This is a genomic window from Acinetobacter sp. YH12241 (assembly GCF_013417535.1).
Taxonomy (GTDB): Bacteria; Pseudomonadota; Gammaproteobacteria; order Pseudomonadales; family Moraxellaceae; genus Acinetobacter.
On the sequence record NZ_VPDQ01000047.1, the window covers coordinates 1 to 12,442 of the forward strand.

A 12,442-nucleotide genomic window follows, 5' to 3' on the forward strand; every position below is an offset into this window, starting at 1 on the left:
AATGGAGAAATCTAATCGGTATGTTATACCTGAGAGAAGAGTGAGGAGTTATCCAAGGGTTGTAAAAGGAAAACCTCAAAAATACCCAAGAAAAAGCCAGTCAATCTCTTAACTGACTGGCATTACTCCGAAAGGGGGCTTTTTTGTATAATATGTAAAAAAATTATATTTGAAAATTACTATGAATGAAGAACAACCAAATAGTAGAAATATTCCGTTGCCTATCCAAAGAGAAGTTAGACAAAGATGCGGGTTTGGATGTGTTATCTGTGGAATGCCCTTATATGAATATGAGCATATGGAAGAATGGGCTTTAGTTAAACGTCACGTTGCTGATGAAATAACTTTATTATGTGATCAGCATCATCGTGAGAAAACTAATGGATTATTGCCAAAAGAAGTTGTAAGAAAAGCTAATACAGAGCCTTTTAATTTACGTGAGGGAGTATCTAAACCTTATCTATTGCATTTCTCCGGTGAAGAGGCAATTGTCGAAATAGGTGGAAATACTTTTAGTTGTGTGGACCAGGGATACGGTACAGCAATGGTGCCTATTAGTGTAGATGGAACACCGTTAATTGGATTGATATTAGCTGATGGGCATTTTTTACTAAATCTAGTAATTTTTAATGAGTACAATTCGCCAGTTCTTCATATTAAAAATAACCAATTAATTTTCAAACCCGTTGCTTGGGATATCCAATTAGTTGGTACTACTCTTACTGTACGGGAAAATCATCGGAAAATTTTAATAGAAATAGAGTTTTGCCCTCCTAATAAAGTGATATTTAAAAGAGGAAGATTCCTTCGTAATGGAGTGGAAATTTTAGTCCGCCCTACTAATATTTTGATAGCTAATAACAGTACGATTATTAAAGGTTGTAGTGCTATAAATTGTTTTGGCGGTTTAATCATTGGACATCATGAAAAACCGATAGGTGGTTTTTTTGCTATGGATGGGATTAGTAGATATTTAGGTTCAAATAAAGAAGCATTAAAATTTGAGAAAGAGTCTTTACAAAGAAGTGATGTATAGTAAGAACTCAGGTAATTTAGATTGAGCATAATATTATGAAACTTAACTCATTCTCCCCAATCCCTAAAGATGATGAAGAACTTCATCTTCCTGAACTGGTGTACTGGGCTTCAGTCGGCGACGTTGAACAGGTCGAGCAGGGCTTACAAGAAGGTCTGGACGTCAATTCTGCCGATGAAGAAGGCTATAGCGCTTTGCAGGCAGCTGCTGAAAATGATCATCTGGAAGTAGTTAAACTGCTGGTGAGCAAAGGCGCAGATGTCGATCATCGCAGTACCTATACCGCTTTGGAACTGGCAGAAATGGCCGGTAATAAAGATGTAGTGGCTTATCTAAAAAGCCTAAAAGGTGGCATTTAAATAAAATAAGATCAAGAAAATAAAAAGCCTCCATCTGGAGGCTTTTTATAGTTTGAACTTAGGCAGCATCGCCTTCCAGTTCTTTTAAGATGGCATCATTGAAAGCAGGAATGTCATCCGGATTACGTGAAGTAATCAGAACCCAGTCACCGGTATTGCAACGATGAACCTGTTCATCGACCCATTTACCACCGGCATTTTCCAGATCCAGTTTGATGCTCTTGTACGAGGTCAGGTTTTTATCCTTAATTCGCTGTGCATCAATCAGAACCCATGGCCCATGACAGATTGCGGCAATCGGTTTATGCTGATCAGCAAAATGCTGCACGATTTTCTGGGCAGATTCATTGATTCTTAGCGTATCTGCATTCACAGTGCCACCAGGAACAACCAAGAGATCATAATCATCCAGCGTGACATGATCAAAACTGGTATCAGGCGTATATGAGGTAGCAGCTTTAGTATCGCCTTTTACTGTTGCCACCTCTTCATTTTTTTCTGCCGCATGAATCACTTCAAATCCTTTGGATTTTAGAAAATTTAAAGGCTCGACCAGTTCATCATGTTCAACGCCTTGGTTTGAAGTAATAAAGAGGACCTTTTTTACCATGATTGCTGTTCCCAAAAAATGTGAGGATTTTCAGATTAACAACAAGGCGATTCTTACAATGTTGGATTTTTAGCTCGGAACTGTTAAACAATGCTAAGAATTTATAGATAAAAAAAGCCCCAACATCCTGTTGGGGCTTTTTTCGTATCTCGTGTTTAGGTATAACTCCTGTCGTACCTCACGTCCTGGTGCACTGCTTTATTCTTCTTGTTTTTAGGTATTTGAGCTTCCTGCTCTGTATGTTTATAGAATAGTCTGAACCTAAAAACTGGCATAGACGTCGATGACATCTATCATTGTACGTCTCGGCTTACAGGGTTAAGGCTAATTTCCATAAGTCATTATATTCTTTAGAAGTGTATGTCTAAGCCGATATAAGGACCTTTAAATTCTAGTTCCAAGTCTGGCGCATTATTTTGTTCGGCATCAATATTCATGATGCGATAGCCGACTTTAGCCCCTACATCGACCAGCAGGTTATCAATAAAGTCATATTGCAGTTCAGCCTGAACATCAGTCTTTTTGATATCGTTACCGTGACTGTAAACCGCTTCAGCTTTAGCACTCATGCCAGTTAATGGCAGTTTTACCCCAGCTGTAGCGTAGAGTAATGGACTATATTCATCTAGATCGTACTGAGTCAGGACACCTGCATTCAGATTTCTGACTGTACCATCCAGATTAGTCAGACCAGCACCGATATCAGCATGCACAATGGTATCCAGCAGTTCATAATACAGAATATAGTCGATATTATTGAGTTCGATATCGGCAGCATTCAGCGGGGTAATTTGTTCGCTATTGCTGTCCAGATTCACATATTTGATTTTGGCATTTGGCAGTAGTGGGACTGGATGTTCAAATGCAACCGACAGTTGTGCTGTACCTTGGCGATCCAGGTCCTGTTTGCTGGCATTGGCAGACTGGCTATAACCGTCAAAATTCCAGTAGCTGGCATCTGCTTTAAGACCAATCACATCGGCATGGCCTATGCTGCTCAGTCCTAATCCTAGTAATAATGCAGTGAATAATTGTGTACGCATTTCTAATTTTCCTTACGCTTTCTTTAAATTGAGCGATTTTGTTACCTAAATACATCTTCTTAAACGTAATCAGTAAGTGCATGATATAGGTAATTTCTAAAATGTATATGCTAATGTGAAGGGCAGAATAATGGGATCGACAGCAGCACAACATCATCAAGACTATCCATTATATGTGGCAGGACAGCCGGTACAAACGGGTGAATGGCTGGAGGTCAAACATAAATATAGTCAGGAGCTTTATGCACGTGTCGCGCTGGCAGATGCTGAAACTTTAGAAAAGGCAATTCAGTCTGCGACTCAGGCAGAAGCAGAAATGGCAGCATTGGAACCTTTCCAGAAACAAAAAATTCTGCTGCATTGTGTGAAGCGGTTTAATGAAATCCGTGAAGAACTGACTGAAATCCTGATTGCGGAAGGTGGCAAGCCACGTAAAGCAGCCGGTGCAGAAGTAGAACGTCTGATCAATACCTTCCAGATTGCGGCAGATGCGGTCACCCAGATGGATCAGGGCCGTATTTTGCCTCTGGCAGTCACTGCCGCAGCTTCCGGTTATCAGGGCATGGTCAAACAGGTACCGATTGGCGCCGTTTCCCTGATTAGTCCATTTAACTTTCCATTAAATCTGACTGCACACAAAATTGCGCCGGCAATTGCTGCAGGTTGTCCATTTGTATTAAAACCGGCGAGTCTGACTCCGGTTTCAGCCTTAAAAATTGCCGAGATTCTGGCAGAAACTGATTTACCGAAGAATGCATTCTCAGTTCTGCCGTGTCCACGTGATCTGGCGGATGTACTGGTTACAGATGACCGTTTTAAATTGCTAAGCTTTACCGGTTCCGATGTCGTGGGCTGGGATATGAAAGCCCGTGCCGGCCGCAAAAAAGTTACTCTGGAACTCGGTGGCAATGCCGCAGTAATGATTGAGCCAGATACTGAACTTAGTGAACAGCTGATTGACCGTCTGATTGGTGGCGCTTATGGTCATGCAGGGCAGGTGTGTATCAGTGTGCAACGTATTCTGGTGCATCAGGATATTTTTGAAGAACTAAAAGACAAGCTGGTTCAGAAACTGCAACATCTGAAAGCCGGTGATCCGGATCTGGAAACAACTTTGCTGGGGCCAATGATCAAGGAAGCTGAAGCTAAACGTTTGCATCGCTGGATGGAAGATGCCGTAGCGCAAGGTGCCCATGTACTGACTGGTGGTGAAGTGAAAGGGGCGATGTTTGAACCGATTCTTTTGGAAAAGGTAGATCATCAACTGGAAATTTATCGTAATGAAGTTTTCGGTCCGGTCGCCATTATTGAAGCTTATAGCGATTTTGAATCAGGGATTGCTTGTATTAATAGCAGTCGCTTTGGTCTGCAAGCCGGTATCTATACCCAGAATCTGCAGAAGATGATGTATGCCTGGGATCATCTGCATGTCGGCGGTGTCATCATTAATGATATTCCATCTTTCCGTGTTGATAATATGCCTTATGGTGGTGTCAAGGATTCCGGTCTGGGTCGTGAAGGCATTCAGTCTGCGATTCGTGACATGCAGGAAGAACGTATGCTTGTCATCAAATGTTAAGCTGACCGAATCAATCAGTACTATTCCACAATCGGCATAAGGCAGGTCGGTTGTGGAATTTTGCTTTTTATTGCTTAAAAAGGTAGCAGGCTAGGTAGAAAAGATAAGCTGAATAAACTAAGACACAGCTCTGTTTTTATTCAGAAGAAAATGAACGAAGAAGATTTAAAAACACTTTTTCAATCTCTATTTAATACTTGATGAATTAAGAGCGAAAAATAGCTTGAAAACTGTAGTAAAACTTAAAAACAATATATTCCAAAAAGTTTACATACATATAATCAATAAAATCAAGGGCTCAGCGTAGAATTATTGAGCATTTGATAAGAATAGATTATAAAAAAAGAATGTTTTAAGCAGAAATTACAGAAAAAAATTGAAAAAGTCAGTATTGTTGAACCATCTACAAGGTCGGCTTTCTGCTCAGACTTTAAGCAAGCTGTCCGGCTAGCTGACCTGTTTGTATATTAGAATTCGATGCCCAAAAGGTATAACTCTAATTCAAACACCCGAAATAATTGAAATGCTTCTTCAGTGCTCGCGACATAACCATAATAAGCAGTATTGAATGAAGTTTAAAGTTTAGGTGTTCTATGACAGATACTCGAGAGAATTGGTCGGCACGATCAGGATTTATTATTGCAGCCATTGGCTCTGCCGTTGGTTTGGGGAATATTTGGCGCTTTCCATACGTTGCCTATGAAAATGGCGGCGGGGCATTCCTGATTCCTTATCTGATTGCGATTTTTGCAGCAGGTTTACCTTTATTATTTTTAGATTATGCAGTCGGACATAAGTTCCGCAAAGCACCACCGATGGCCTATAAAAAACTCATGAATGCAGAATCTCTGGGTTGGTGGCAGGTCATGGTGACCCTGATCATCGGGATTTATTATGCCAGCGTCCTGTCTTGGGCCGGCAGCTATATGATTTATTCCTTTGGACAGCAATGGGGCACAGATACACAAGCCTTTTTCTTCAATAGCTACCTGCAAAATGGTGAGGGCTTAACTTTCGGTTTCGTCCCTGTGCTGTTCTTTGGTCTGGTGATCGTTTGGGCAGCTGTGATGCTGATTCTTTACGGTGGGGTACGCCGTGGGGTGGAACTGGCGAATAAAATCTTCATGCCATTACTGGTAATTTTATTCACGATTCTGGTGATTCAGGCGGTACGTTTACCAGGTGCAGTCGATGGCTTAAATGCCTTCTTTACCCCAAACTGGGAAGCCATGACCAATTATAAAGTCTGGCTGGCTGCATTTGGTCACATCTTCTTCTCACTTTCAGTGGGTTTCGGGATTATGTTGACCTATGCCTCTTACCTGAAACGTAAAACTAATCTGACCGGTTCAGGTGTCGTGGTGGCATTGGCTAACTCGTCTTTTGAAATCCTGGCAGGTATTGGGGTTTTTGCAGCACTTGGTTTTATGGCGTTCAGTTCAGGCGCGAAAGTTGAAGATGTGGTATCTGGTGGTATCGGTCTGGCCTTTATTGCCTTCCCGAAAATCATTTCCAGCTTAGGTGCAGGCGGTGACCTGTTCGGCTTCCTGTTCTTCGGTTCATTAACAGTGGCAGGTATTACCTCCATGGTGAGTATCCTGCAGGTGCCAATTGCGGCATTCCAGGACAAACTTGGCTGGTCGAAGAACAAGTCAGTGACGATTATTGCGGGTGGTTCAGCAGTTGTATCTACCTTAATGTTCTCGACTCATAGTGCCATTACCTTTGTCGATATCATTGACTACTTCGCTAACAACATTGGTATTGTGGGTGGTGGTCTGTTCTCGATTATTTTATTGTCCTGGTTCCGTCGTCCATTGATGAAACAGCTGGAAACACATGTGAACGAGTTTGCCAGTCTGAAACTGGGTGGCAGCTGGAAGTTCATGCTGACTGTGATCACACCGTTATCTTTATTATCAGCATTAGGTTTAACCCTGAAATCAATCATGGCAGAGGGTTACGGTGATTATCCTGCAAGTACGTTATGGATGATTGGTGGGGGTACAATTGCATTCTTTATTCTGGGTGCCATTTTGTTCAGTCTAGTGAAAGATCGTCATAGTTAGGAGAACGAATATGAATACATCTGCATTAATTATGATGATTTTCTCCATGGTTTTATTATGGGGTGGTCTGGCACTGGCTGTCATGCATCTGGCAAAAAATCCAGAAGAACCAGAAGACTAAAAATCTTCACATAAACACATTGTTGCTGTAAATGAAAGTCATTATCATCTTTGCTGATAATGACTTTTTAATGGGCAGACTTATGGGAATTGCTCCCGTTACCGATGCACAAGTCTATACCGCTTTTGCAGTGACATTTTTGGCAGGTCTGGCTACCCTCGTGGGTGGGGGATTGGTGCTGTTCTTGAAAAAACCGAATTACCGGGTTTTAGCCTTCGGACTGGCCTTTGCTGCCGGAGCAATGATCTATGTCTCGCTCACAGAAATTTTAAATAAATCTATTAGTTCTTTTAGCCTGGCTTTTGATGAAAAATCCGGTTTTGCTTATGGTACTTTTGCCTTTTTATTGGGTGTGGTACTGGTCTTATTGCTGGATCGATTCGTTCCTAATCCGCATGAAACCATTGAGGCTCAATCGAAACAGGATCTGAGTCAGCCGCAATTACTAAGAACAGGACTACTGACGTTATTTGCGATTAGTGCACATAACCTGCCAGAAGGATTGGCGACTTTTTTTGCGACGCTGGAAAGTCCTGCACTGGGTGCACCATTGGCGGTTGCCATTGCGATTCATAATGTGCCTGAAGGTGTTGCGATTGCATTACCGGTTTATGGTGCAACAGGCCGTAAAGACTATGCACTTGTGGCTAGTCTGGTTTCAGGCCTTGCTGAACCTCTGGGCGCTGCGCTGGGTTATTTCATTCTGGCGCCGTATATGAGCCATACTATTTATGGCATGGTGTTTGGGATTATCGGTGGGGTGATGGTTTATCTGGCACTGGATGAACTTTTGCCAACTGCGAAACGTTTTTCTAAAGGTCATGAAACCGTGTATGGTCTGGTCAGCGGGATGGCGGCACTGGCGACCAGTCTAGTGATTTTTAAATTTGTACAATAAGAATCTCAAATCAAAACAATAAAAAAGGCAGCCGAAGCTACCTTTTCTTTTAGCAATATCATTTAAGCAGTTTTTTCAATCCGGCAATAGAAGAATCCATCGCCTTGACCAGTTTTAGGGAGAAGCTGACGACCATGGATCTGTTCAATGCCCCAATCGGCTTCAATTTTAATTTCTTTAGCCTCGGGATGTTTGCTAAAGAATTCGACCATCTGCTGTTCATTTTCCGCTTTGAGAATTGAACAGGTGATATAGAGCAGGGTGCCACCGACTTTCAGTTGCTGCCACATATTTTCCAGAATCTGCTTTTGCAGCTCTACCGTCTGGGTAATATCGGTTGAATGACGTAACAGACGAATATCGGGATGGCGACGCATTACACCGATGGCTGAACAAGGCGCATCCAGTACGATACAGTCCGGCTGTTCCGGTGCCTGCCAGGTAATGGCATCTGCGGCTTTAATTTCAACGTGTTCGCCTTCTAATAACAGACGTTCAAGATTCTCAGTGACACGTGTTAAACGCTTGGCATCCTGATCCAGCGCAATCAGTTTACACGGCTGATATTTTTCTAGAATATGCGCCGTTTTACCACCCGGTGCTGCACAGGCATCAATCACAAACTTATCATCCAGATTTGGCAACAAGGTAGCACAGAGCTGGGCATGTTCATCCTGTACCGAAAAACCACCGACATCAAAGCCGGGTAAGTCAGGTACCTGTACAGTGGCATCGAGAATAATCCCAACTTTGGAAACAGTACAGGCATGGGCAGGAATTTCGTGCTCGTCCAGAATTTCCAGATAGTCTGCGCGGCTAACCTGACGTTCATTTACGCGCAGGGTCAGTGGAGCAATCTGCTTTAACTCATGACTCAATTCAGTAAGCTGTTCTGGCCAGTCTTTTTTCAGGCGTTTAAAGAGCCAGCTTGGCAGGCCATGAGCCTGATCCAGTGCTGCCTGAAATTCCGATGTTTCACGTGAAACACGGCGCAGAATGGCATTCACTACGCCACTTAAAGCCTGATAACCAAGTTGCTTTACTGCAGTCACGGTTTCAGAAATGGCAGCGTGTGGCGCGATTCGGGTTTCCAGTAACTGGTATAGGCCGACATAAAGACAGGTTTCGACCGTGTCATTATTTAAAGGCTTCACCAGCAGTGGCAGAGTAATACTTTTAAGTGCATACCATTGACGCAAAGTACCCAATACCAGTTCATGGAACAGGGCACGGTCACGGTCGGCCACTTTCTTTAAATGCAGCGGCAAGATACTGGCCAGAGATTGTCCTTGCTGTACAGCAAGTAAGGTACGAATCACTTGGGCACGCAAGTTAAGGTGAGATGTGCCTGATTCAGAATGACTCATGCCAATAATTGTCCTACATGTAATTTTTGGGTCTGGTTAATTTGTACCGGATTGAGCGGTTTGCCGCCCGGCCATTGTAGTGAAGTGAGACACACTGCTTTTTCATCACCACAGGCCACATGTACACCCTGTTTATCAATCGCTAGAATCGTGCCAGCGACATGACAGTGTGCATTTTTTTCTGAAAGTACCGAACCCCAAACCCGCAGGTTGTTATTTTCATCCAGAGGAATAAAAGCGACTGGCCAAGGATTAAAGGCACGGATATTACGGTCAATATTAGAGGCAGTACAGCTCCAGTCAATTCGGGCTTCTGCCTTAGACAGCTTATGAGCATAGACGGTAAGTTCTTCGTCCTGCACTTCCCGGGCAGCTAAATACTGTTGTAATTTTTCTTCAGATTCCAGTACCGCTACAATTGCTTCAGCACCTTGAGCAGCTAGTTTATCATGCAGGCTGGCTGAGGTATCTTCTGCAGTAATTGGACATAAGGTTTTATACATCATGTCACCAGTATCCAGCCCGGCAGCCATTTTCATGATGGTCACGCCAGTTTCGTGATCACCTGTTGCAATTGCACGTTGGATCGGCGCAGCACCACGCCAGCGTGGCAGCAGTGAACCATGAATATTCAGGCAACCATATTTAGGCGTATCCAGAACCACTTGCGGCAAAATCAGACCATAGGCAGCTACAACCATCACATCAGCATTCAACGCTTTTAACTCAGCCTGAGCAGCAAGACCTTCTTCAGTTGAAGACTTGAAATGAAGTGGCTGATATACCGGAATGTCATGTTCAAGCGCCAGCTGTTTCACAGCAGAAGCGGTAAGTTTCTGACCACGACCGGCTTTACGGTCCGGCTGAGTATAGACCGCCACAATTTCATGATCGGTTTTGAGAAGCGCAGCCAATGCAGTTGCTGCAAATTCTGGTGTGCCTGCAAATATGATTTTCACACATGAAATTCCAAATAAACTTGGCAGCTATTATAAGCTAAAAGCCAAATGGCCGCCTAATCTACAATGCACTTAACTGTTACAGCGATTATAGATTCCTACTTTTAATTAAATTTTATATAAAAAAAACTCATGCAAATTCTAAAAATTATTCATGAAAGTTTTGTATTGTCCGATCCATGATGGCGGTATAGTAGCTTTATTAAGAGATTTTTATTGTCAGCTCACCGAGACCTCTCTATAGACATTTTTGTCTGCATCTACAACGAATAGGTCATCTTGTAAAACAATGGCTTGTAGTATGATAGGTCTAACATTCGACTGATTTAAGCTCATTGTCAGTATGATCTAGCCAGAGTGAACCTTTTTCGGTTCATTTCAAGCTCAAACTTTGTTGGAAATATAAAATGCCTGACTATCGTTCAAAAACATCGACACACGGAAGAAACATGGCGGGTGCGCGTGGCTTATGGCGCGCAACTGGGATGAAGGATGAAGACTTCGGTAAACCGATTATTGCAGTGGTGAACTCATTCACCCAGTTTGTACCGGGTCATGTTCACCTTAAAGATCTAGGCCAGCTCGTGGCACGTCAGATTGAACAGGCAGGCGGTGTAGCAAAAGAATTCAATACCATTGCTGTTGATGACGGCATTGCGATGGGTCATGACGGTATGTTGTATTCACTGCCTTCACGCGACCTGATTGCTGACTCGGTAGAATATATGGTCAGCGCACACTGTGCCGATGCCATGGTGTGTATCTCGAACTGTGACAAGATCACTCCGGGGATGTTGATGGCAGCAATGCGTCTGAACATTCCAGTGGTCTTCGTGTCTGGCGGTCCGATGGAAGCCGGTAAAGTAAAAATCCGTGGTAATGACAAAGCGATCGACCTGATCGATGCGATGATCGTCGCTGCAGATGATAACTATACTGATGAAGAAGTTGCGGAATACGAACGTTCTGCATGCCCAACCTGTGGTTCATGTTCAGGCATGTTCACTGCGAACTCAATGAACTGTTTGACTGAAGCATTGGGTCTATCACTTCCAGGTAATGGTTCAACTTTGGCAACTCATGCGAACCGTAAAAAACTGTTCGAACGTGCAGGTTCTTTAATTGTCGAACTGGCAAAACGCCACTATGAACAAGACGATTACAGCGTATTGCCACGTTCAATGGTGACCAAAGCATCGTATGAAAATGCCATGACTTTGGATATCGCAATGGGTGGTTCAACCAATACTGTTCTGCATTTGTTAGCTGCTGCCAATGAAGCCGGTGTGGACTTTACCATGGACGACATCGACCGTCTGTCTCGTAAAGTACCAGTGCTTTGTAAGGTTGCTCCTGCGAAGAATGACGTGCATATGGAAGACGTGCATCGTGCCGGCGGGATCATGTCGATCCTCGGCGAGCTGGATCGTGCAGGCCTGTTAGATACCTCTGTCGGTACGGTTCACGAAGCAACTCTCAAAGATGCTTTGGACAAGTGGGACATCATCCGTACTGAAGATGAAGAAGTATATAAATTCTTTAAATCAGCACCAGGCGGTGTACCGACTCAAACTGCATTCTCACAAGATCGTTACTACTCACGTCTGGACGGCGACCGTGAAAATGGTGTGATCCGTAATGCAGAACATGCTTTCTCTAAAGACGGTGGTCTGGCTGTACTTTATGGCAACATCGCACTTGATGGCTGTATCGTCAAAACTGCCGGTGTAGATGAATCAATCCTGAAATTTAACGGTACTGCACGTGTATTTGAAAGCCAGGATTCTGCGGTAGACGCGATTCTGGGTGGTAAAATCACAGCAGGTGATGTAGTTGTGATTCGTTACGAAGGTCCACGTGGTGGCCCTGGTATGCAGGAAATGCTGTACCCAACCAGCTACCTGAAATCTAAAGGTCTTGGTAAAGATTGCGCACTTCTGACTGACGGCCGTTTCTCTGGTGGTTCTTCAGGTCTGTCGATTGGTCACGTTTCTCCGGAAGCGGCTGAAGGTGGTGCTATTGGTCTGGTTGAAGATGGCGACCGTATCGAAATCGATATTCCAAACCGTACCATTCACCTAGCTGTGGATGATGCGACTATGGCCGCTCGTCGTGCTGCTCAAGATGAAAAAGGCTGGCATCCAGTAGAAGACCGTCCACGTAAGATTTCTAAAGCTTTGAAAGCTTATGCCATGCATACCACAAGTGCTGCAAAAGGAGCGGTACGTGAAATCTAAGCTGTAAATTTTATAGCGCAAAAAAGCACTCCAGATGGGGTAATGCCAGTCAGTTAAGAGATTGACTGGCATTTTTTTGGGTATTTCTGTGGTTTCCCTTTCACAACTCGTGGGTAGTTTCTACTTCTTTTTTTCGGTAAAACATACCTTTTAGATTTTTCCAT

General features: G+C 43.4%; 11 protein-coding genes. 7 read left to right on the plus strand and 4 right to left on the minus strand.

Features of this window, described 5'->3' with window-relative positions; all coding sequences use genetic code 11:
• The first annotated feature begins 181 nt into the window (after positions 1-181).
• Together FTV18_RS14850 and FTV18_RS14855 are read left to right on the plus strand one after the other, a co-directional pair.
• Positions 182-1,036: a cell division protein gene (locus FTV18_RS14850; protein ID WP_180018690.1), complete on the plus strand. Its 855-nt coding sequence runs from the start codon at positions 182-184 to the stop codon at positions 1,034-1,036.
• A 35-nt stretch (positions 1,037-1,071) separates the two neighbouring features.
• On the plus strand, positions 1,072-1,395 hold the full coding sequence (locus FTV18_RS14855; RefSeq protein ID WP_180018692.1) for an ankyrin repeat domain-containing protein: 324 nt from the start codon (positions 1,072-1,074) through the stop codon (positions 1,393-1,395).
• A gap of 58 nt (positions 1,396-1,453) precedes the next feature.
• Here the strand turns inward: FTV18_RS14855 and FTV18_RS14860 are convergent, their stop codons facing one another.
• Together FTV18_RS14860 and FTV18_RS14865 are read right to left on the minus strand one after the other, a co-directional pair.
• A complete protein-coding gene (locus tag FTV18_RS14860) occupies positions 1,454-2,005 on the minus strand; it encodes a type 1 glutamine amidotransferase domain-containing protein (RefSeq protein WP_179992893.1) in 552 nt (183 codons plus the stop codon).
• Positions 2,006-2,355: 350 nt separating this feature from the next.
• Positions 2,356-3,048, minus strand: a complete 693-nt coding sequence (locus FTV18_RS14865) for a TIGR04219 family outer membrane beta-barrel protein (RefSeq protein WP_180018694.1) — start codon at positions 3,046-3,048, stop codon at positions 2,356-2,358.
• A gap of 130 nt (positions 3,049-3,178) precedes the next feature.
• On the opposite strand from FTV18_RS14865, the gene FTV18_RS14870 reads away from it, so the two are divergent.
• From FTV18_RS14870 to zupT, 4 genes are all read left to right on the plus strand, one after another.
• Complete coding sequence (locus tag FTV18_RS14870; RefSeq protein WP_180018696.1) at positions 3,179-4,627, plus strand: aldehyde dehydrogenase family protein; 1,449 nt, start codon at positions 3,179-3,181, stop codon at positions 4,625-4,627.
• Positions 4,628-5,220: 593 nt separating this feature from the next.
• On the plus strand, positions 5,221-6,696 hold the full coding sequence (locus tag FTV18_RS14875; RefSeq protein WP_125279821.1) for a sodium-dependent transporter: 1,476 nt from the start codon (positions 5,221-5,223) through the stop codon (positions 6,694-6,696).
• 10 nt (positions 6,697-6,706) lie between these two features.
• On the plus strand, positions 6,707-6,817 hold the full coding sequence (locus tag FTV18_RS14880; RefSeq protein ID WP_004780392.1) for a methionine/alanine import family NSS transporter small subunit: 111 nt from the start codon (positions 6,707-6,709) through the stop codon (positions 6,815-6,817).
• Positions 6,818-6,899: 82 nt separating this feature from the next.
• Positions 6,900-7,715: a zinc transporter ZupT gene (zupT, locus tag FTV18_RS14885; RefSeq protein WP_179992896.1), complete on the plus strand. Its 816-nt coding sequence runs from the start codon at positions 6,900-6,902 to the stop codon at positions 7,713-7,715.
• A 62-nt stretch (positions 7,716-7,777) separates the two neighbouring features.
• Here zupT and rsmB read toward each other — a convergent pair whose 3' ends face one another.
• The gene (rsmB, locus tag FTV18_RS14890) at positions 7,778-9,082 is read right to left on the minus strand and encodes a 16S rRNA (cytosine(967)-C(5))-methyltransferase RsmB (RefSeq protein WP_180018698.1); all 1,305 of its coding nucleotides are present in this window, start codon (positions 9,080-9,082) and stop codon (positions 7,778-7,780) included.
• Complete coding sequence (gene fmt, locus FTV18_RS14895) at positions 9,079-10,041, minus strand: methionyl-tRNA formyltransferase (RefSeq protein WP_166137418.1); 963 nt, start codon at positions 10,039-10,041, stop codon at positions 9,079-9,081. The genes rsmB and fmt overlap by 4 nt, the downstream gene beginning before the upstream one ends.
• Before the next feature lie 407 nt (positions 10,042-10,448).
• On the opposite strand from fmt, the gene ilvD reads away from it, so the two are divergent.
• Positions 10,449-12,278, plus strand: a complete 1,830-nt coding sequence (ilvD, locus tag FTV18_RS14900) for a dihydroxy-acid dehydratase (RefSeq protein ID WP_180018700.1) — start codon at positions 10,449-10,451, stop codon at positions 12,276-12,278.
• Positions 12,279-12,442: the final 164 nt, after the last annotated feature.